Source organism: Nitrospira sp., from assembly GCA_029194675.1.
Lineage (GTDB): Bacteria > Nitrospirota > Nitrospiria > Nitrospirales > Nitrospiraceae > Nitrospira_D.
This window is the reverse complement of the sequence record JARFXP010000002.1, coordinates 671053-692020: the sequence shown is the minus strand read 5'-3', so window position 1 is coordinate 692020 and position 20968 is coordinate 671053. Positions and strand designations below refer to the sequence as shown.

15 protein-coding genes are annotated in these 20968 nt (G+C 56.9%); 2 read left to right on the top strand and 13 right to left on the bottom strand.

Annotation, left to right across the window (positions count from 1 at the left end):
• Nucleotides 1-20: 20 nt before the first annotated feature.
• The 9 genes from fliD to P0120_12175 form a co-directional block, all read right to left on the bottom strand.
• Nucleotides 21-1424, bottom strand: coding sequence for a flagellar filament capping protein FliD (fliD, locus tag P0120_12215; GenBank protein ID MDF0675082.1), 1404 nt, complete (start codon nucleotides 1422-1424; stop codon nucleotides 21-23).
• 20 nt (nucleotides 1425-1444) lie between these two features.
• Entirely contained in the window at nucleotides 1445-1801 is a 357-nt protein-coding gene (locus tag P0120_12210) for a flagellar protein FlaG (protein ID MDF0675081.1), read from the bottom strand.
• 69 nt (nucleotides 1802-1870) lie between these two features.
• Nucleotides 1871-2698 (bottom strand): flagellin, encoded by an 828-nt coding sequence (locus tag P0120_12205; protein ID MDF0675080.1) that lies wholly within the window; start codon nucleotides 2696-2698, stop codon nucleotides 1871-1873.
• 186 nt (nucleotides 2699-2884) lie between these two features.
• A complete protein-coding gene (locus P0120_12200) occupies nucleotides 2885-3418 on the bottom strand; it encodes a hypothetical protein (GenBank protein MDF0675079.1) in 534 nt (177 codons plus the stop codon).
• Between the two features lie 14 nt (nucleotides 3419-3432).
• Nucleotides 3433-5100, bottom strand: coding sequence for a glycosyltransferase family 9 protein (locus tag P0120_12195; protein MDF0675078.1), 1668 nt, complete (start codon nucleotides 5098-5100; stop codon nucleotides 3433-3435).
• Nucleotides 5097-6914 (bottom strand): glycosyltransferase, encoded by a 1818-nt coding sequence (locus P0120_12190; GenBank protein MDF0675077.1) that lies wholly within the window; start codon nucleotides 6912-6914, stop codon nucleotides 5097-5099. Before P0120_12190 ends, P0120_12195 begins: the two co-directional genes overlap by 4 nt.
• Entirely contained in the window at nucleotides 6911-8062 is a 1152-nt protein-coding gene (locus P0120_12185) for a glycosyltransferase family 9 protein (protein ID MDF0675076.1), read from the bottom strand. Before P0120_12185 ends, P0120_12190 begins: the two co-directional genes overlap by 4 nt.
• Nucleotides 8063-8152: 90 nt before the next feature.
• Nucleotides 8153-11275: a glycosyltransferase gene (locus tag P0120_12180; GenBank protein ID MDF0675075.1), complete on the bottom strand. Its 3123-nt coding sequence runs from the start codon at nucleotides 11273-11275 to the stop codon at nucleotides 8153-8155.
• Nucleotides 11276-11543: 268 nt separating this feature from the next.
• Nucleotides 11544-12269, bottom strand: a complete 726-nt coding sequence (locus P0120_12175) for a flagellar brake protein (protein MDF0675074.1) — start codon at nucleotides 12267-12269, stop codon at nucleotides 11544-11546.
• 244 nt (nucleotides 12270-12513) lie between these two features.
• On the opposite strand from P0120_12175, the gene P0120_12170 reads away from it, so the two are divergent.
• Complete coding sequence (locus P0120_12170; GenBank protein MDF0675073.1) at nucleotides 12514-13773, top strand: DUF3391 domain-containing protein; 1260 nt, start codon at nucleotides 12514-12516, stop codon at nucleotides 13771-13773.
• On the top strand, nucleotides 13770-16661 hold the full coding sequence (locus tag P0120_12165) for a response regulator (protein ID MDF0675072.1): 2892 nt from the start codon (nucleotides 13770-13772) through the stop codon (nucleotides 16659-16661). The genes P0120_12170 and P0120_12165 overlap by 4 nt, the downstream gene beginning before the upstream one ends.
• A 213-nt stretch (nucleotides 16662-16874) precedes the next feature.
• On the opposite strand, the gene P0120_12160 is transcribed toward P0120_12165, so the two are convergent.
• From P0120_12160 to P0120_12145, 4 genes are all read right to left on the bottom strand, one after another.
• Complete coding sequence (locus P0120_12160; protein MDF0675071.1) at nucleotides 16875-17180, bottom strand: type II toxin-antitoxin system RelE/ParE family toxin; 306 nt, start codon at nucleotides 17178-17180, stop codon at nucleotides 16875-16877.
• Complete coding sequence (locus P0120_12155) at nucleotides 17177-17410, bottom strand: addiction module protein (GenBank protein ID MDF0675070.1); 234 nt, start codon at nucleotides 17408-17410, stop codon at nucleotides 17177-17179. The genes P0120_12160 and P0120_12155 overlap by 4 nt, the downstream gene beginning before the upstream one ends.
• A 248-nt stretch (nucleotides 17411-17658) precedes the next feature.
• Complete coding sequence (locus tag P0120_12150) at nucleotides 17659-19668, bottom strand: ATP-dependent endonuclease (GenBank protein ID MDF0675069.1); 2010 nt, start codon at nucleotides 19666-19668, stop codon at nucleotides 17659-17661.
• Complete coding sequence (locus tag P0120_12145; GenBank protein ID MDF0675068.1) at nucleotides 19665-20957, bottom strand: DUF2130 domain-containing protein; 1293 nt, start codon at nucleotides 20955-20957, stop codon at nucleotides 19665-19667. The genes P0120_12150 and P0120_12145 overlap by 4 nt, the downstream gene beginning before the upstream one ends.
• Nucleotides 20958-20968: the final 11 nt, after the last annotated feature.

Sequence of the window (20968 nt, the reverse complement as noted above, 5' to 3'; positions counted from 1 at the left end):
GGTCCCTTCCGTGGACGATCTTAATTTTTCCCCGTGAGTGAGGAATTAGACTGAAGGAAACCGATCTGGCTTTGCATTTGCCTAAGGAGCCCATCGAGCGCAGCGTACTGGCGGCGGAGGCGTTCCTCATACTCCGTGATGAGATCTTCTTTCCGGGCAATCTCGTCCGTCAGATCCGAAATCTGGTCGGTGAGGCCTCGTTTTCGGAGCGTCAGCGCTCCTGATTCAATATCATCGAGCGTATCCACCGCTGCATTGAGGAGCTGGGCGACTCCGGCGCTGCCCGTTTGATTCACGAACAGATTCTTGACGGCCGTATAATTAGAACTGAGCGCCGCATTCAGCTTGGCATCATCGACAGTCACCGATCCGTCGCGCTCCGTTTTGAACCCGATGTCACCCACCGAAACATAGGCGGTCGATCCCGGCACGACAGAAGCGAGTGCCGTCCTCACCTGGCTAAGCACCGCCCGCACAGTGGGTTCGTTGAAAAAGATTCCACCCTTTTTGGTCGTGATGTCGTAGGTAGTCCTCTCGTTGATGAACTTGACCACCTCATTGTACGCCGTTGCCAGATCTTTAATGTTGGTTTGGACGGCCGACATATCCCGTGAGACATTCACCAAGATCGTACTTGAGCCGGTCGTCTTAGTCAGCGCCAACGTCACATCGGTAATGGCATCGGCAATAGTGTTGCTGCTTCGTTGGAATGTCAGCGGATTCAGAGTGGGATCGCCCACAACGATCACGGCGTCCTGAGCCGCTTGCAGAGTATCGGTTCCTCCGGTTCCGCTGCCGTTCAGAAAATCGAGGTCGGTGTTGTCCGCGACAATTGTGACCTCGTTGGCGGCACCGGTACTAGTGGCGGTCAGCGCCAGCCGGTAGGCGGGAGAACTCTCACTCCCCGCGTTCACGATTGACGCGGTGACGCCGGCACCGAGATCATTGATGGCTGCTTTGAGATCTTCGATTGTCTCAGTCGCACTCAGACTGACGGTTTGATTCGTGCCGCTGCCCACGCGGAAGGTGAACGTCCCCGAGCCGCCGCTCACAATGTCGGTCGCCGTGGACGAAACCGCCTTCGCCGCCTTGCTCGTAATCTGGTGTGATTGCGCCAGTTGCGTGACCTTGACCGTGTAGCTTCCCTGAACTGCCGACGACGACCCCGTTGCCGTGAGCACAGTCGTGTCGCTGACCGACACACTGGTGCGGTCGAACTTGGAAGGTAGACGCACCTTGTCGGCCGCGCTTTGAAGGGCGATCAACTTCGTGTTCAGCGTGGCATAGTCGGTCGATTTCGAATTCAGGTCGCCCTTCTTGGCATTGAGCCGATCGACGGGGATGCGCGACGCCTTGACCAATTGATCGACAACCTGGCCGAAGTCCAGTCCATTTCCCAGGCCGCCAAAACTTATCGTGGCCATGCAGGCTCCTCGCGATTATCCTACGCCTGTTCTCTCAGCAGGATCCCCTTCTGGCTGGACAGGTACTTTTCCAACTCCAGCAACTCTTTAGCTGGAATCTGACGAATCACCTCACCGGATTTCTGCTCAATCACCTTCACAACTACCCGTTTCGTTTCATCGTCCACTTCAATCTTGAGCCCCAGGTCCGCCAGACTCAGGACCTCGTTGACCTTCGTTGCCGCCCGATCGATCCTGGCACGGTCATCCTGGAAAGTCGACTGACCGTCCAAATCGCCTTTCTTCGCCCGCAACTTCTGGCCGGCCGAACCCGATAGTTCCGCTTCATGAACGCGGTCCACCCGAGGATCTGCCTTTGGCGCAACGCTGTGTATCATGGCAGCCTCCCTACTGATCTATCGAGGTCGCGCCCGCTCAGGAAACGCGGGCGCGGCCCCAATAATCAATTACCCTCGGAGTAACGCCAGCGCCTGCTGCGGCAGCGTATTCGCCTGCGCGAGCACGGCGATACCTGTCTGCACCAGAACCTGGTTCTTGGTGAATTGTGAGGTTTCATAGGCGATATCTGCATCGCGGATCCGCGATTCGGCTGCCGTGAGATTTTCACTCGAAACCTCCAGATTCGCGATCGTGGCTTCGAACCGATTCTGGAGCGACCCATACTCGGCACGGGCGGTCGCCACGGCGCTGATGGCGCTGTCGATGTTGCTCAGCGCGCTCTGTGCATTGGCCGCTGTGGACACGTTCACGCTGCTGATACCCAACGCGGAGATCGTCAGTTGGTTCAAGTCCATCGTTAACGTGTTGCCGGTGCCGCTCTTGAAACCCACCTGCATCGTGAAACTGATCGTGCTGCCGCTGGTCAAGGCTTGTCCATTGAACTCCGTCACCTGGGCAATGCGGTCGATTTCCGAACGCAGCGCCACGAACTCCTGATCGATGTACGATCGTTCGGTGGCGCCCACCGTGCCGCTGGATGATTGCGAGGCCAACTCGCGCAGACGAGCCATGAGATTGCCGATGGTGGCAGCAGCTCCGTCGGCGATCTGCGTGAGGCTAATCCCGTCCGAAGAGTTCCTAACGGCCTGATTGATGCTACGAATGTGCGCCCGCAACGTTTCGGATAGCCCGAGACCGGCCGCGTCGTCGGCGGCGCGGGTGATGCGGAGCCCGGACGACAGGCGCTCAACCGATCGGGCCAAGCTCCCCGAACTCACACCCAGATTGCGCTGGGCCGAAATGGATGCGGGATTGTTGTTGACGATAATTGACATAGCCCTTTCCTCCTTGAGTCAAAAACTTGATCAGCCCCTTCGCCTCCGGCATCCGTGCAGAAGCGCGCGCCTGCTCATCTCTGTGAGCGGGTCTGGTATCTTATCGGCTGAATCAAGAGGGACTTGAGTGGCTCATCAATCAAGCACGAAGTGACTGAGCCGATGACAATGGACAGCAATCTGCTGTCACCATCGGATATCCAACCGAGGTAAGATTTCATACTCCAAGAGATCCGCCAAACGAACCACGTCTCGAGCCGCCCGCGCCTCCAACAGCTGTTGAACCCAAGGCGCCACGGCGGAGACTCCGGTCTCTACCTGCATAGTGACCGAAGCCCCATCTACGAACTCGAGATAGTCTGCCAGCTGTCCCAGCCAGGCGTCGAGCGGGGACAGCGGCAATGGTCCGAATCTCAACGGCGAGAGCAAGGCCGTCCCCTCGGTGCGGAGAGTTTCTGCGTATTTCCTGATGGACCCTTCGGCGGCCCGTATGAGATCCGGCATCGGCTGTGACACCGCCGTCAGCTGCCGAAAGCGCACGACCGATTCGGCGAGAAATACAGGGTCCAAGTCACGGTCCGTAATCGTACGATGGTCGAGCTGCAGCTTGGTGACGATACGAGCCCGAGCATGGGCGCGTTCGCTGAGCTCCGTCAGCACATGTTCCATCGTCAGCGGCGCGTCGACTTCCCAATGGTCTTGATCGAGCGTGATCTGCATGGATCAGTCTCCTCTCATTTGATTCCGGCGTATGACACAGGTGTGCTTGAACTCGGAGAGGCCGCTTCCCGCGCGGATAGGACGTAGGAGGCCACGACCTTCGTCTCGCGGCGCCAGCGATGATACACCGCCGCGTGATGCCTCGCCATTCGCCCCAGCCCTTGCACATTGTCCTGATGCAATAGACGGAGCGCTGCCGTGATCAGCGGTTTTGTGGCCCACGTCGCCCTACCGGCCTGAGCCACCTTCCGACGTTCCTCCGCTTGTGCCCGTTGTAGCGCTTGAATGGCTTGGACAGGAAGCGACGTTTGCCCGGTGAGACGGACGATGTGGTCGGCCCGTCGACAGAGGCTGTCAAGCAACGGCATCATCGTCCGCATACAGGCCAATCCCTCGTCGATGTCCGGAGCAAGACTGTTGAGTGCCGGCAGCCGGCTCGGCCGACCGGTGAACGACTCATACCAGCGACGGCGCCAGAAGGCCGCATACCAGGACTCTATTGCATCTTCACGGCCGGAGACGAGTTCAAAAGTACCCAATTGATCCGCATCGACGCCTGATCGGTACAACCGATAGCCCGGTCCAGTCGTGGGCAACGGTCCCTGCCCGACCACATGCTGCATGACACCGTCGACCACTTCGATCGGCAGCCGATCCTTACAAGCGTGGTGCGAACAAACCTGGTCAAAACCGCATGGTGCGCACGCCAGATCCGGCTGCAGAACCCAATGTCCTGGCCCGTGTGGACCGGTCTCCTGGAAATCCACATGGCCGACGGACAGATCAATGACCGGAGTCTGCACCCCAACGGCCAAATGCATCGGTCCTGTGTCGTTTGTGAGCAATAACCTACAGTCCGCCAGGAGAGCGACAAGCTGCGGCAACGTCGTTTGCCCGGCAGCATTCTTGATTATGCTGCACCCACCCGCCTCTCGATACGTCCGGATGACATGAGCGATCGTGTCCTGTTCCGATGGCGATCCAATGAACAGGATGCCGCCATCCCAATGCTTGCTGAAGCGGGCCAGCGCCACGCCGAAATGCTGTGGCCGCCAGGCCTTCATTACATCGCTCGCCCCTGCTTGCACCGCGATCCATTTGGCATCCTGCCCACCCGGACTCGACAGAAAACGCCTCGCCCACTCTGTATTTTCAGCCGGCGTCGTCACAGACAATGGTGCAAACGAGCCCGGCCTGCTCCCAGCCATTGCATAGACGTCGACGAGGTTGAATCGATTGATCCGGCGGATCTGATGAATATCTGTAAAGTACACCATCCAGGGATTGTCGATGACCGTACCGCCGTCCCAAGCGCTCCGCGCACCGCGGATATCGTGCGCGCCGACATATTCAGCCAGGAGCGCGCTGGATCGGTTGAACGTGAGGTTGATGATGCGATCGTAGCGGCGCTTGTGCAAATCGTCGGCCCATGATGCCACATCTCGATAGAGTGCAACGGTATCTTTGGCGCAGACCCGGCTCTCATCAATCAAAGCATGAAAGTCATAGGCGATGATGTCACGCAAGCCACTCAGCATGGACACCACCGGTGCGAATTGTCGATCGACCACAAGATCTACCGCCACGCCGGGCCATTCGTCACGGAGACGTGACAACAGAGTGCCCATCTGGACGAGATCGCCCATCCGGGTGATGTTGATGATCAGGACTTGCCGCGTCATACGAGATCTCTCGTTTCTGCTCGATAACTATCCAGCATCAGAACCAGCAGCTCCTCTCGCGCCAGTTCCCGACCGGCACCTTTCGCCTTGATCTGGGCTGCTACATCCTTGAGCTCCACGCGTTGGCCAGGGGGAAACAGTCGAAGCAGTGCCGTAAGCTCAGGTGGTGCATTCTCACGCTGCGTCAACGCGCCGGCGTTGCGATCCCCACGCACAATGGCTCCTATTCGATCAGGTTGATGCACACCGATCGTAGTCAAGAGTTCCTTCATGCGATGTTGGTACGTGTGTTGCGCGAGCATGCGACGACGCGCGGCCTCAGCAATCGCGCGTTGTCCTGGCACATTCTCGAGCCAAGTACGGATGAGCGACGGGACTTCAGCTACCGCAGTGAACCGGACCATCTCATTGGCGGCGAAAAGATCGGGCATGAGTGACCGCTCGTCGACCAGCTGAAACGCACCGCAAGCAGCCAATTCAAACGTCCGAGGATTGACGAAGTCCGCTTCCGGATCGAGTCCGTCACCGGCACAGGAATGAAGATTCAGGTTGACGGACGTGGCGTTGAAGACTTTGATGCAGGTCTCAGTATCGATGCGGGCACCGCCGCGTTGGAGCAGCGAGGTGAGACCCTCCGCGCCTTCCCATTCATTCCCCCAAAGCTTGAAAGACCAATCATTCGATAACCATCTGGGAAACAACGTGCGCCGATTCGCGTAACCGGCTCCGACAAACGACACATCCGCACCGTACTCGTCCTGTTCGGCTGTCGTGAGTATCAGTGGACGATGAACGGCTGGATCAGCCGCCATCGGCAGATAGCTGACGTGGCGCGCTCCCGCCCGCTTCAGCGATTCAAAGCACGAGGCTTGCTGGATGACGAACCAATAGTCATACCCGCCGGCCAATTGCTGCCAGTAGGTCAGATGCCGGTAGTTTTCAACGAACCACATCGCGGTGAGAAATTTCTTCTTGCGCAGATGCTCGAGCACCGCGAGATTCATCGGTGCCTGGGCAAGCGCCAACACAAGATCCGGCGGATCTTCGGCAAGGTGCGTGACAACGCCTAAACTCAGCACGTCGGCAAACCGGCCTTGCATTGTGAGGCGATGGCGAGGCTCGTGATAACCCCCGAATGTTTCGTAGCTTATCCGATGGGGACTTTGATCCAGCCAGCTGACCCGATGGCCCAGCGATTCCAGTGCTGCGACCGTGTGGTGAGCGACCGGGAGCGAGCCGCCGTAGATCGGCCCCACGACTGCAACATGAAGTCGGCCGGTCTGCTTGGCCGAAACCATCCGTCGGAGCCCCGCTTCCAAATCGCGATGAGCGTCGGCGTGTAGACGGGCAGCCGGTCCATACGTCATGAACCGGAGCGGCTCCGACTTTGCGGCCAACTCCTCTGCCATCGCCGCAGGCGTTCCCCACAGCCATTCGACCCTGTGGACCCAGGCCGTCATAGGCCTCGTCGAGACGGCGTCTTTGAGCTCTGCCACATTGGGCACGACAACCGTCAGCATCGCCCCTTGCGGCTTGAGAGCGACCAACGCTTCGACGTGATAGAGCAAGCCGACACCGAGCACGACCCCGAGCTCGCCGGCCTTCCATTCGAGCAATTGAGCTTTGGCCCACGCTTGGGCTTCTTGACGCGGATCGTATCCGCTGTGAATCCACCGTCCTTCATGCGTAGCCGATGGACTCCCTTCTCGTGAAGGCACGACAGTCAGCAGACCACCAGCGTTCTCCTGCGTATTCTGGGCAAGCGCTGGATACCGCTTACGAAGGCCTTCGAGATTCTGCATCAGATAGTTCATGAGAGGGCAGGCTCCAGTTCCTGCCAGAGCGCTTCACGTTCGCGCGGTGGAACGGCCGATTGGCCGGCCGGCGTATAATAGGCGCCCCATGCATCGCAGTGGCTCGTCCATACACTCCAGCCGACCGGCGCATGGTGCCCCTGCTGACACATCGCGGCGATGGTTTCGTCGACCGGCCAGATCTCACCCCTCATTTTTTCGGCCTGCCATACGACATGATGGAAACCGTACGGTCCCGTCTCATGGACCCGTGCCCGCGCAAAATACCAACCGATCACCGGCCTGCCGAGCGCCGCAGCGAGATGCAGGGGACCTGTGTCCGAACCGACGACTCGATGGCAGCGAGCAAGAATGGCAGCAAGCTGCGACAGCGAGGTGCGACCCGTCGTGTCCCAAATTCGACCTAGAGCCGACGGAGGCAGCGGCGCTTGAATCTCTGCGGCCCGTTCGCACTCTGTCCCGACAAGTACGACACGGCCTTGCGGCATGCATGAAAGAAATGAGGTCATCAACCGACGCCACACTTCCGTGGGTACAAACCGCTCGGTCTCCCCGGCTCCTACGATGAGCGCAATCCACGGAGCAGCGTGTTTGCCGATGGGTTCCAAATCCTCAGGCAATCGGACGGTCGGAGGATCGAGCAGGACGACGGACCCTGGCGGAGAGACTCCGCAGAGCCCGCAGAAGGCATCAGCCAGGTGAACGCGTTGTCCCAAGCGCCGCTGCGCCACATCGCGAATGTAGGTTGCCCACGGTGTCAACACCTCGCTGAGCGGTCCGTACAGAAATGGTCCCTTCACTTCCCGAGCAAGCAAAGAAGCCGCCACAAGGGCCCGATGATGTTGATTGAGAACATAGCCATAGTCGTACCGGTCCGGCGCCAATCCCATCAACGTTGTATCGACCTCCACAAGATGCTCCGCTCGCAAATTCTGCTGGGCGGCCATCGTACGTCGCTGCCAGGCCGCTCCATCCCACGCGAGGACTTTCTCGATACCCGGCAGCAGACGTCCCACTTCGATAAGATGAGACGGACAGAGCAGATCTACTTGCGTCTCGGGATGACGGATGCGGAGCCCGGTGATCGCCGGCAGCGATTGCAGGAGATCTCCCAGTCTCGCTAATTGTATGACTAGCGCGCGTGGCATCCTTCCCATGTCACTTGCGCGATCTGAACCGATTGAGGGGTTCTTTCAGGTCCTGGCTTTCACACCCCTCAGCCTGAACGAGATGGCGAATCAATGGGCGGCTTCCGTCAGGATCTCGGCTTGTTTTCCTGCAATCGCCTGGCCGAGTTGGTCCAACCCATCGTAACCTGGTGCAAGCGCCTGAAGCGCATCATATTCCCGCCGAGCCGCTTCGACCCGTTCACCCCTCAGCAACACGCTGGCGAAGGCAAATCGCACGGCTACGTCACCGGGATTTCTCGTCACATATCGATGCAGTTGCTCACCCAACTCCGGCCAACGGTTTTGTGCCGTGCCGGCACGGAGCAGCCAGTGGATCGCCTCGGCATCGTCGGGGTTTTCGTCCAGCACCTCAAGAAACCGCTCCCAGGCTCCTTGCGTGTAAGCCCTTCCCATTGCCGCCATTCCCACCCCCATCAGACATTTCCTGCGATCCGCTCCCTCCCGCATTGCCGAAGCGAACGAGCGCTCCGCTTGCTCATATTGTTCTCGCTGCATGCACAGAATGCCTTTCATCAACAGTCCTTCCGCATGATCCGGGGAAGACTCAAGCAGGATCCGGAGGTGTTCCTGTGCATCCACCAAGTTCTTCTGTTCGACCAACGTACGGATCAGCGCGAGTCGCTCGCTAGGCGCATCAACCAACGCCAAATAGCGCGAGAGGAACCGGACCCGTAGGACCGGCTCTTTCATCCGCTCGGCCACCATGGCGCCCCAGGACAGCACGAATCGGTCATCCGGCCAGTGGTCCACCAATCGGAGTTCACGTTTGACAGCCGGCCAATCTTGCTTCAGCGCAGCCGCTTGCGCGGCCGCGACATGAGCCCAAGCCGCCCGATCGCGTATATCTCCCATCGGTTTCAATTGTGTTGCAAATTCTGCGTCTTGAGAACCGCCGACCAATTTAAACCCGTCCCTGTGATAGTGGAGATCCTCGTCCCCCAGCCACCAATGATCGCCCCACCGTTCTTGGAGCCGACGGCTGTTATGCACCTCGTGCTCTTTTCGACCAGGAGTTTGGCTTTCCAAGTGATACAACACGCTGCGGGGTTGGTAGATCACCTGGTACCCCTTTCCCCGAACCTTCAGACAGAGATCCACATCTTCGAAACCATTGATGAAACCTTCGTCGAATCCCTGTACCTCATCAAAGATCTCACGACGCACGAGCATGCAAGCCGCAGTAACCGCCTGGAACTCGCGCCGCTGATTCACCGCAGAAGCGTTACTCGCGAAGGTCCGATGGATGTGATAGGCACTCCGATGTGACCGCATGAAGACCACCCCCGCATGCTGGACGGATCCGTCCGCGAAGAGCAGTTTGCTGCCCACTACCCCAACTTCAGGATGCTCATCCACTTCGCTGACCAACGGCTTGAGCCAGTGCGGTTGAGGGATCGTATCGTTGTTCAGGAACACCAGGTATTTACCGCGAGCCGCCCGAGCCCCTTGATTGCACGCCTTGGCAAACCCGAGGTTCTGATCGTTTCTGAGGATTTGCACATCTCCCTTGATCTCCCCTAAAAACTCCCCTGTCCCATCCGTGGACCCATTGTCGACGACGATCACTTCGAACGGGATATCGGTCGCATTGGAGGCTAGCGCTGTCAGACATTGCCTGGTCAGTTCCACCTTGTTCCATACCGGGATGATGATGGAGCAGACGTATGGCTTCACCGGCATCGACGATTGGAGATTTTCGAGATGCCGCTGCTGGGCTTCCCGGACGCCGACAATCTGTTCTGCGTAGGGCGCGTATTTTCGATAAATGATTTCAGTGGTGCGACGATAGGTCGCCCTGGTCCCGCTCGACATGGATGTGCCATCACTCCGCCAGGTAAACTCGGCCGTCCTGACCGGCAGGTGTTTAAACGGGAATCGAGTCGCCATGCGGATCCAGAGATCCCAATCTTCATGAGCGAAGAGAGATTCATCGAACAGGCCCACCTCATCGAGACAGGCTCGATCGTGCATCACGCAGAGAACCGGAAAGTAGTTGGAGACCAGCAAATCCGCCGGCCTGAATTCATAGGAGTACGGGACATCGCGTCCGGTCTCGACATACTCGCCGTCGGTCTGCCGCTCCTGCACTCGCCAGGCGTCGGTGTACGCGACACGGCATTCACGACAATCCAGATAGTCGACAAGAGTCTCAAGATGATGGGGAAGATAGCGATCATCGTCATCAAGATAGGCGATGTAGGCGCCCTTCGCCGCACGGAGTCCGCTGTTGCGGGCTGCAGCCAAACCGCGGTTTCGATCATGGGTGATGGCTGTGATTCGATGTCGATCGGTGCAGGCTGCGATGACGAACCCCACGTCACAGCCCGCATCGTTGACGACGATGACTTCGAAGTCCTGATACGTCTGCGCAGCCAGGCTCGCGAGCGCCATCCGGAGACGATCGGGGCGATTGTATGTCGGGACAATGATGGACACCTTCGGTGGCAGGGTAAAGGGAATGGGACATTGACCGGCGGGTCGGCGGCAGCACCACACTTGATAGATGGGGAGCAGGTTCATGGAGCGCAAGTCGGCTGGTGTCGGGGCCGGGACAAACCGAAGATTCGGCACTTCGACATGGACGCGGTCAAACCCCAATGCTATGAATCCCTGCGATGCAAACAGTGCCCGCAGCTGCTCTTCGGTCACCCAGTCTTCCACTGGTTGATTGGGCGGTGAAACCGTCTTCCACTGTTCCCACATTTCACCCCTCGGTGTCGTAAGGACGAGATAGCCCTCCGGCTTAAGCAGTTTGGCCAGTTGCGCGAGAAACCCTTCTTTTTGCCCATGCGGAACATGCTCAATGACCTCCGACGTGAGCACAACGTCGTACGGCTCGAAGTCGGTCCGCCTCAAGACGTTCTCCGCCGTCCCTCCTTCGAACCGAAGATGGGGAAACAGCTTGCGCGCATGCTCGACGACGCCTGCGACCGGCTCAATACCCTCACAGAAGCCATATGCCGCAGCGAGATTGGTGAGCCACCCGCGGCCACACCCGATATCCAACATTCTGAGCTGCTTGTTCGGCTCCTGCTGCCGCACACGGCGCAAGATATACTCCAAGAAAGCCGCGATCTTGCTCCAGCGCGCGGCTTCATCAGAGTTCGGCTCAGGCGTGGACCAGTGCGGTGCCTTCACGAACAGGTTGATGTAGAAATTATCGCTGTCCATCGATTCCTCACAGATCGGCGCAGTGTTGCCGGCTCATGACATCGCACACCCCGCTCCGCAGCCGATTGACTCAGCCCCGGCTCGTACACCCGCAGTCCAGCCGATGCGCTCTGAGTGCACTCCAAGTCCTGTGCCAGCCGTTATTGCTGTGACGCGATGAAAATCGCCCGATTCGAGGGTGGGACATTCACCGCAACTTTCATACGAGGCAATATTTGCCTGGTGCAGAGGAAAGAGGGATCACTTGGCGAGGCTACGGAGTACAGGGCTACGGGACAACAAAAGAGGCGCTGGCCTTCTGGAAGACGCAATGCTCGACTGCCTGCCGGACGGATCCGCCCCACCCACGATATTCGATGTACTCGAGTTCGTTGAATCGAAACTCGATGCCGATCATCTCACTGCCCTCCCGCATGTCGGTATTCTTCACGACACCCGTGAGGTTTGTAATATGTCCGAGACCGGGGAGTTCGAATTCAAGTCGGACTGTTGCTCCTGGGCACAGCCAGGCTGGTCTTCGCACCAGCACCACACTGCATCCCCCCTGGCTGAGATCTTTCAGCAAGCCGCCGAAATAGTTGCTGGTGGGCAATGCGGACTCGGACGCGTTGTCGAAATCCGCTCGTATCAGCAAGACCGGCTCATTGGTCGATACGCGGAGATGTTTTCGCAAATGCATTTCTTCCACCGCCTTTGGAAACGCAACGAACAGCAGGGGCACCGGCGAGGTAATCAGATCGCGTATTTCGCTGCGATAACCGACCAGCTTACCGTCAAGAAGATAACTAATAGTGCACGGAGTACCAGCTGCGACCAGCTGATCATGGCCAAGCTGAATCGGCCATTCGCAGACGAGCCATGCGTGATCCTTCCAGCCGAGAAGCGTCGAGCCGTGCATGACCTTCTGCTGATCAAGCGTAAGGGATATTTTTAGAGGAAGTCCGACCGATAAAAATGATGCCGCGGGCGGAACCGACACGACAATCTCGTTCATGCCTTTCGCTCCAGGATATTCAGCTGATATGGACCAGCCCTGATGAGCCCTATCGGAATGTCACAGACAGATCTTGATGGGGAACAGACACGATGGAGAGTATCGGCTCAGAACTGATTCAAACGCATCACGATTCACGGATAATGATCAAGTTCGGCGCATGCTCCGCCGATAACGCCCCAGGAGCCTTCCTTCTGTCGGCACGTCCGACTGGAGACCCTTCTGACCTGGAGTCCAAAGACTTATGGCGACCAAACGCATCCCGATCGAGCAGCTCATTCCCGGCATGTTCATCATCGAAATGGATGTCCCGTGGTACCGAACCCCATTCCTCTCCCATAAACGGCTGATCAAGGACCTGCAGACCATCCAGCTCATGAAGCAGCACGGGATCAAGATGGTGACCATCGATACCAGCAAAGGGTCCGACCTCCCGTCGGAATCCTCGACGAATACACAGCATACTGCAAGCCACCACTCTATCAGCCCTGATGTCCCCGCTCCTCCAAACCAAAAAACCGAAGGTAGGCAGGAAGCGAAATCCGAAGATCATTCCGTTACCGTGATCTACGCACAGGCTCAAGAAGCGGTTGAGCACATCTTCGAGGAGCTTGAGCGGGGGATTCCTCCGTCTCCCGAAGCGACCAAAGCCATCGTGTCGAACGTGTTGAGGCAAGTTCTCAGCGACCGCGCCGCCATGGCCACACAGGTCGCCATTCAGAAGATTAAGCACTTCGACCGCTCCCTGACGGCTCATGCGCTAGACACCTGCATCTTGTCACTTGTAGTGGCCATTGAGAGTGGGTTGGATCAATCGACGCAAGAACAGGTCGGCATGGGCGCGTTGCTCCATGACGCAGGATATGTCCGGCTCCCGCGCAATCTCGTTCGTAAGCGGGATGAGTGCAGCGGTCAAGATAAGACCCTTCTCGAACAGCATTGCAAGCTTGGTGTCGCACTCCTCTCCGAGCATCCCGGCATGCAGGAGGATGTCTTACGCATCGTCAGGGAGCATCATGAGCGGGCCGATGGAAGCGGGTTTCCAACCGGTCTAAGCAACGACCAGATTTCACGCCTCGCCCAGATCGTCGGCATCGTCGATGTTTATGACAGCATGGTCAGTCGGCGCGGGACGCGTCCGGCTATGATTCCGCACGACGCCGTTCGGCAACTCTTCTTAACCGCGGAACGAGGACAGTTCGCAAAATCTCTCGTGGAGCTCATGATTCGGAGCATCGGCGTCTACCCGGTCGGGAGCCTCATCCAGCTCAATACCGGCGAACAGGCGGTCGTCATCGGAGTCAACCCTCAACAACGACTCAAACCTCTGATAAAAATCACGACCGACTCACATGGAGGCTCTTATGCCACGCCCATCGAGATGGACCTGGCTGTACCATCCCATGACCACGCAGTCCGAACCGTGCTGCGTGTCTTAGACCCGGCCCAAGAACGTGTCAACATAGGGATACACCTGGATCAAACCCTCTCACGGGCCGCATGATGAAGCCATCTGGACGGAAACGCAAACGCGACCGACTCCGACTTGCAGCGTCGCTTCATACGGCTTCCACAGGTCTTGAGCTTTTCGAAGGGTTTCCGCTGGCAGCCGTCATCCTCGACAGTGATCTCACCGTATTGGCCGTTAATCGTGAGGGCCATCGGTTGCTTGGACCACGATTGTCTTCCTCCACTATCCGTTCCTTTCCATCCCTGTGGTCGATGCTCACCCAATCCGACGCAACCACCATGGCAGCGCAACTGAACGGAGTGTTGAAAAGCCGCCGTCCGACTGCCGTGACGCAACATCTTATCTTGCGGAAGGCAACCCGCCCCGTTCCAGTGGAATGGACTTGCGCGCCTGGTATGTTCAATGGAAAAACTGTGCTGATTGTCGGTGTTCGAGACTTGTCCCATGAACTGGAATTGAAGCAAGATCGCGATCGGCTGGTAGCGATCGCGGAGGAAAGTCCCTTACCGATGATCGAACTGGACCGGCAGATGAGTCTGCTGTATGCCAATCCTGCGATGATCGCTCTGCTTACTCGCTTCGGATACAACCTCGAAGGATTTCCAAATGTCGCCCCGCGTAGCCTTCCGGACATCGTGCGGCGCTGTCTAGCAACAGGCCATGTGCTTCATGATGAGACAGTTGTGCTCCAAGAAGCCAGTTTTTCATGGACCTTCTGCCCGGTTCTCACTCATGGGCTCGTGCGAGGTTATGCCACCGACATGACGAGTGTCCATAAGACGCAGCGGGCGCTCCAACTCTCCGCCGACCAACTTCGCGAGAGCAATCTCCGCCTGGATCAAGCTTTGGACAAGGCGAAGGAATCGGCACGCGTCAAGACAGCATTTCTGGCAACCGTCAGCCATGAACTACGTACACCCATGAATGGGGTCATCGGTATGACGAGCCTGTTGATGGAGACGCCCTTGACGTCGGAACAACAGTCCTACGCGGAGACCATTCGGCAATGCGGCGAAGCGCTGCTGCAGCTCATCAACGACGTGCTCGAATGCAGCAAGATCGAGGCAGGCAAGCTGGAACTGGAGTGCCTCGACTTCAACCTCAGAACCACAGTGGAACAAGTGTTGGCACAATTCGCCGAACGGGCGGAGACGAAAGGGCTGGAACTGACCGGACTTGTCCATGCGTCGGTTCCAACGGGACTCAAAGGCGACCCCGGCCGCCTCCGTCAGATCCTCACCAATCTGGTCGGCAATGCAGTGAAGTTTACCGACAAGGGTGAGGTGATCCTGCAAGCCTATCTCGAAGAAGACCTACCCGATACCGCCGTCATCCGTTTCGAAGTCACGGACAGCGGTATTGGAATCAATCCGAATACTCAAGCCAAACTGTTCCGTCCGTTTGTGCAGGCCGACAGCTCCACGACGAGAAAATACGGAGGGACTGGTCTTGGTCTTTCCATTTCCAAGCAACTGGTGGAGTTAATGGGTGGACGGATCGGAGTACGCAGCACCGAGGGACAGGGCAGCACCTTTTGGTGTACCGCGCGCCTCCAGAAGCAGGCAAATTCTCCCCGCGCGATTCTTCCGACCGGGGATCTTACCGGAAAGCGTGTTTTGATCGTCGATGACAACGAATCGAATCGTTTGATCCTCCACCATCTGGTTTCAGGCTGGGGGATGATTGACGAGCTCGCGGAGGATGCCGAGTCAGCTTTACACCGCATCGCGGAGGCAAAGCAGCGGGGAAGACCGTACGATCTCGCGATCTTGGATGTCATCATGCCGGGAAAGGACGGGTTGCAGCTTGCACGAGAGCTGCAAAGCCACCCGGTGGGATCAGGGATTCGCCTCGTCGTGATGACCTCGATGCTGCAACGTGGCCATGCGGAACAAGCCCGTCAAGCCGGCGCGATGGGCTACCTGCCAAAACCAGTCCGCCACGATGAATTACGCGATTGCCTACGAACCGTGCTCGGCTTGCCCGAGGGCGAAGCGCCGAAAGACGCCCAGACATGCCCCGTCGTGCCTCAACTCGTCACCAGGCATATGGTCGCGGAGCATGTGCAACATCGGCGCATTTTGGTCGTGGAAGACAACATCGTCAACCAGAAGCTCGCCGTGCGGATGGTCGAAAAACTTGGCTACAAACCGGACGTCGTCGAAAACGGCAAAGAGGCGCTGGCTGCGCTCACCAAGGGGGACTATGCCGCCATCCTGATGGATTGTCAGATGCCCGTCATGGATGGATTTGAGACAACCCGGTGCATTCGGGAACGTGAAACGTCGGTGGCCTCGCGTGACTCGACCGATGGAAGCGCGAACCGTTCAGACAGCGCTCCACAATCGACTCGGCACATGCCGATTATTGCAGTCACCGCCAATGCCATGCAGGGCGATCGCGAGCGCTGCTTGGCAATCGGGATGGACGATTATCTCGCCAAACCGATTAAACTGGAGGAACTAAGGAGCGCCCTGGCACGTTGGGTACTCGCACCACCCAATGTGGTGGTTACCGGGAAACAGCAGCCAATTCCCACTACGGCCGACCCAACCAGAGGAATTTTTGATCCTGCAAAAATGTACCAGAACATCGGGAGTGACAGTGAATTGTTCGCTCAACTCGTCCGCCTGTTTCTCGATCGTCACCAGACTATGCTGGCTGACATCAGAACGGCGCTGGCCGAGGCCGACTCGATCGCCGTGGAGCGCATGGCACACACTTTCAAAGGCACTGCCGGCAATCTTTGCGCCTCCGAGGTCGCACTCACCGCAGGTCGTCTCGAAGCCGTCGGCCACCTCAACGCGCTCCACGACGCCCCGCCCGTCTACGCGCAGCTTGAACTCGAGGTCGCTCGGCTCGTCCGTGTGCTTGAATCCTATCGGCAGGGCTATCAGCCCATCACCCAAGCAGCCGCCTGATTCACCCAGGCTATGTATTAAGACCATCATCGATTTATTGCGAACTGACTAACCAATCCAGCCAGTGTCCTGATTCCATAATACGTCGTGGGGAATGAGCCCGTACTTTCATCCCTGCCAGCATTGCTGAGGTGTGGGTTGGGCGGTTCCAGCTTCGGCCGGAACTCATTCCAATCCAGATGAGTTCGAGTTTCTGCTTGGCGTTGCGATCGCTCACGAAGGGGACCTTCTGGTTCTCGCGGTCCAGTACCCGGGCTTGCGCTTGAGATGCATGACCGCCGCGACATATACCGTCTTGCCTTCTACGGCATAAATCAGGCCGTAGGGAAACCGTGGGATCAGATACCTGCGGAACCGTCCCTTGATCCTGCGCCACATAAGCGGATGCCGGACAATCTCCTCTGTTGCCGCCTCGACGTCGGCTAGGAATGCCTTCCCTAAGCCGGGCTGACTGTCCTCGTAGAACGCGGCGGCGTTTCGCACTTCCACCAGCGCTTCAGGGTCAACGAGGAGTTTCACCAACCCAGATCCTTGCGAATCTGTTTGAACGCCCGTTCAACCGGCACCCCCTTTCGTGTCCCACGTCGCCAAGCTGAAAACCGGCGCTCGGCCTCTGCTACCCAAGCCTCCTCCACCTGGGTCAACGGCTCTCGTGTCACACTTCGCATCAAACGTTCAGCCAGAACTTCCCGGTCCTTTGCCGACAAACGAACCGCTTCGCGTTCGATTTTGAGCAATGCTTTACTCATTCCTCTTCCTCCATTCGGTTCTGAACTCACTCCATGGTGAGAAAAATGATGTCGCTTGGCCCCTAGGGCCGAACTCGTTCTCCCACACGATGAGTCGGTTGTCGAAATATGTCACGGTCAGTGACTCTGTGCGGGATGTGGGAAGATTTCTCCGGGTCCTCCGGCAGAATTGCGCGGCTCCAGCTTCGGCCGGTTTTCCTTCTCGATCCGGGTGAGTTCGAGCGTAGTCTTTTGTTTAGCCACTGTGCCTATTCACTCCCTACCACATTAGCAGGAGCAGCCACGGGTAAGGCTGGGACTTGCAAACAGCTCTTTCTCCATGTGACTTTAACTGCCTTTTCGATGATCTTCTTCAGACTTGAAGGGACTGCTGGAGGGCTATTAGAAACGAGCTTACGCGCGATATAGCGAGCAATCAATGGCTTCCCTGTATCATTGCTCAGCCCGAGCTTCTCCCTTGCCTCACCCACAAGGCCATCAATGTCCGTTATTTCTGATTTCAAATCCGTTTCCCACTTGCTGGGGAAGCAAGCTACGCAGTCTGTAACTAAGAGCGATGAGGGCGCATCCTGCCTTTCGCCTGCCAGAGCAAGAAGCTCCATTGATTTCTTGATGATGTCTTTATCAGAGTTGTCTTTGTCATAATCAAAAAGCATGAAACAAGGAATGTGGAGTTCGTTGAATATCCTTAAAAGGCGATCCATCGCCCCCTTTCCACCGCACTCTACGACGCTGATCCCTTGCGGGTCGAAAGCGCAATCTGAAAGAGCGTCGGCATAAATTGGGAGACTGTATTCCTCGGTTGAGCCTTCGACAAGGATAATCTTGGATGCGAAAAAGCCTTCGTTGCGGCGGGGATTGTACACGTGAGAATAAAGGTCTCGCATAGACTCCGGTGTGACGCTGCCGTTGAGCTTGGGAAACCTAGCCTCAAGATCTTGAATCATCTTCGGCATGGGAAGTTGCCATGCGTTGCTGGCCATTGTTTTCTTACCATCTATGATTGCAAAGACCCCCTCCATCCGGATGATTTCATCGAAATAGGCCACGTCTACAAGGAGGGAGGAATGGGTCGAGAAGAAAACCTGGTCCCCCCCTTCGGCAATTCTCCGAAACACACGCCGTATAGTTCGCTGTGCTTGTGGGTGCATGTAGAGTTCCGGTTCCTCCACAGCAAGGATGAGATTCCGCTTTTTCCCTTCGACTGAAGAGGTCATGTGTTCCGCATAGCGTCGAAGGATTGTGAAGATGACAGCCCTTTGCAGACCGTGCCCTTTGTTCTCGACGGCATTTCTAAAGCCGTCATCCACATATAGCCTTGGAGCAGTCAGGAGGATTTCGAGCGTCGGTGTTTGAAATTGAATCTCCAGGTCGCAACCGGCAAATAAGTCGTTCAATAGCTTATTGAGTTGCTTTTCCGTATCAGCGATCAAATCAACCCTCTTCGCTCCACCGCTGCGGTTCATCTGTTTGGATACTTCTGTGAGAATGTCTTCAATCTCAGATTTTTGCTTCTGTGTAACCGTGTCTAGAATCGCATAGAGGAGCTTGCCGAAGGGACTACTCTTGGTTCCCTTGGATTCTTCAGACACATCACGGACGGCTGGGACGAGGACGAAGAAAGGTAGCGTGCCCTTGAGGACATTGGCATAGCCTTTAGGGTTGTCAGTCCAAGCGTCCTTCCATGGAATCTTGTCGGCGTGGGCTAATATAAATTCCTTCGCCTTCTCTTTCCAATCGTTGACCCCAGGTACTTTGGTATCACCGAGAAAGTCGGCAAAACTCGCGCCGATCACAGCCAACTGATCCTTCTTTTTAAACCACTCTTTGATGTTATTGCCGTTGATTTTGGATTCCTGAAGCCATTCCGGTTCTGGTTCGGGCTTCTTGTATTGTTGAGTTATGATGATCTTATCTTCCCCTTGATCCGAATCAGATTCACCGCTCGCTCTCATTCTTGCCGAGCGTGCCATGTGGAATGCCCCATCTGGCGTAAGATACGCGCCCAATGCTTCCCTTTCCTTGTCCGTAAGCTCTGAGAAGATGGCTTCCACACGGATTTCCAAACTGGTGTCCTTGTTCCAGAATGATTCCTCGTCCAACAACTTTGTGCTCGGATTGAAGAGGAAATCCAGAGCGCGGAGAACCGATGACTTACCCGCGTTATTCGCCCCCACCAATGCATGCATATTCCCAACCTGTAAGGAAACATTCCGACACGACCGGAAGTTTTGAATATGGAGGTAGGTCAATTTCATTGCATGTCCATATTTTCTTTCGTTTGAGAGATTGGTGCTTCCAAGACCTTCAGCTCTAGCCCCTCAATCTCTTGAATGGTTTTCCCAGCTATCCCTTGCAGATCCCCATACATTCCGGCTGTTGCTTGCATCACCCGATCAATCTGTTCTTCTCTCTTTGCCCATTGTTTAATGATCGCCTTCTTCTCTTTATCGAGGTCCTCCTGCATGGTGGAGAAAGCTTCGACGATCGCCTCGACTCGATGACGGAACCGTGGTCCAGTCAGATATTGATAAATCATTTCTGTCTTGGTTTGCTGCCCCTCGGATGCCTGCCGGGCTGAGGCGACCTCGATCAGCGTGTGGCGGAGGGTGACGGCCAGTGGGAGTACCGTCCTGGGATGAGTCACCCAGACGCCCTCGACAACACCAAAGGTTTCTATGTCTTTGGGAAGGGATTGGCTAACGATGACGGCAATCTCCGCTTTGGCAGCCCGCTGGTCTTCCCGCAACTTAGCGAGCCAGCCATCACTCCAGTTTTTGGTCCGTTTCGATTCCCAGATAATTGTCCCACAGAGCTGCCCACTCGGCCCAACAACACGCTGAAGCGCATCGCCACCATGTTCCCCTTTGGGAACGGGCTCGATTGTGTCTCGTGGAAACTTTGCTTGGAGCAGGGCCTCCAACTCTAATTCCTGAACCTCGCCTTGAAGCTGCTGCGAACCCTGTTCAGCCTTTCGCTTCAACTCCTCGATCTGCTTCTGCATCGAGGCAATGGTTTGTTCTTTCTCCAATACCTTTAGCTTCAGCCCTTCCTCGGCTTCTTTCTTAGCCTTTTCCCTTGTCACAGCGAGCCCTTCTTGGACTCGCTGTTCGACGGTCAGATCCAACTCGCGCTTGGCATCATCCAATTCCCGCTGTTTTCGGAGGAGCTCGGCCTGTGCCTTCTGCGCCTCTGCCAGCTTCGCATCGCGTTGCCTCAGAATGTCATTCAGATCAGCAACTTCTTTGGCCTTTTGGTCGAGATCGTTTTGTAACGCAAGCTTGGCTTTCTTCCCTTCCTCGATCACGATCTTGGCCCGCTCCTGCCGAAGCTTCTCGGCCACCTGCTCATCGAGTGCCTGCTGGGATTTGGAAAGAGCTTCCTCCCACTCGCGTAATGCGGCATCGCGTTTCGCCACATCGGCATCTTTCTGAGCGAGACGCTTCTCGTACTCGCGGCGTGTGGATTCGAGCAGCGGGGCAGCAAGCGACTCGGTCAGCTTGATCTCCGTCTTGCAGCTTGGACAAATGATGGTTGGTTCACTCATTCCGATTTCAC

What these genes read in the sequence shown, in the direction of transcription:
- fliD (MDF0675082.1), bottom strand. Translation starts at nt 1,424, where the DNA reads ATGGCCACGATAAGTTTTGGCGGCCTGGGAAATGGACTGGACTTCGGC.
- P0120_12210 (MDF0675081.1), bottom strand. Translation starts at nt 1,801, where the DNA reads ATGATACACAGCGTTGCGCCAAAGGCAGATCCTCGGGTGGACCGCGTT.
- P0120_12205 (MDF0675080.1), bottom strand. Translation starts at nt 2,698, where the DNA reads ATGTCAATTATCGTCAACAACAATCCCGCATCCATTTCGGCCCAGCGC.
- P0120_12200 (MDF0675079.1), bottom strand. Translation starts at nt 3,418, where the DNA reads ATGCAGATCACGCTCGATCAAGACCATTGGGAAGTCGACGCGCCGCTG.
- P0120_12195 (MDF0675078.1), bottom strand. Translation starts at nt 5,100, where the DNA reads ATGACGCGGCAAGTCCTGATCATCAACATCACCCGGATGGGCGATCTC.
- P0120_12190 (MDF0675077.1), bottom strand. Translation starts at nt 6,914, where the DNA reads ATGAACTATCTGATGCAGAATCTCGAAGGCCTTCGTAAGCGGTATCCA.
- P0120_12185 (MDF0675076.1), bottom strand. Translation starts at nt 8,062, where the DNA reads ATGCCACGCGCGCTAGTCATACAATTAGCGAGACTGGGAGATCTCCTG.
- P0120_12180 (MDF0675075.1), bottom strand. Translation starts at nt 11,275, where the DNA reads ATGGACAGCGATAATTTCTACATCAACCTGTTCGTGAAGGCACCGCAC.
- P0120_12175 (MDF0675074.1), bottom strand. Translation starts at nt 12,269, where the DNA reads ATGAACGAGATTGTCGTGTCGGTTCCGCCCGCGGCATCATTTTTATCG.
- P0120_12170 (MDF0675073.1), top strand. Translation starts at nt 12,514, where the DNA reads ATGGCGACCAAACGCATCCCGATCGAGCAGCTCATTCCCGGCATGTTC.
- P0120_12165 (MDF0675072.1), top strand. Translation starts at nt 13,770, where the DNA reads ATGATGAAGCCATCTGGACGGAAACGCAAACGCGACCGACTCCGACTT.
- P0120_12155 (MDF0675070.1), bottom strand. Translation starts at nt 17,410, where the DNA reads ATGAGTAAAGCATTGCTCAAAATCGAACGCGAAGCGGTTCGTTTGTCG.
- P0120_12150 (MDF0675069.1), bottom strand. Translation starts at nt 19,668, where the DNA reads ATGAAATTGACCTACCTCCATATTCAAAACTTCCGGTCGTGTCGGAAT.
- P0120_12145 (MDF0675068.1), bottom strand. Translation starts at nt 20,957, where the DNA reads ATGAGTGAACCAACCATCATTTGTCCAAGCTGCAAGACGGAGATCAAG.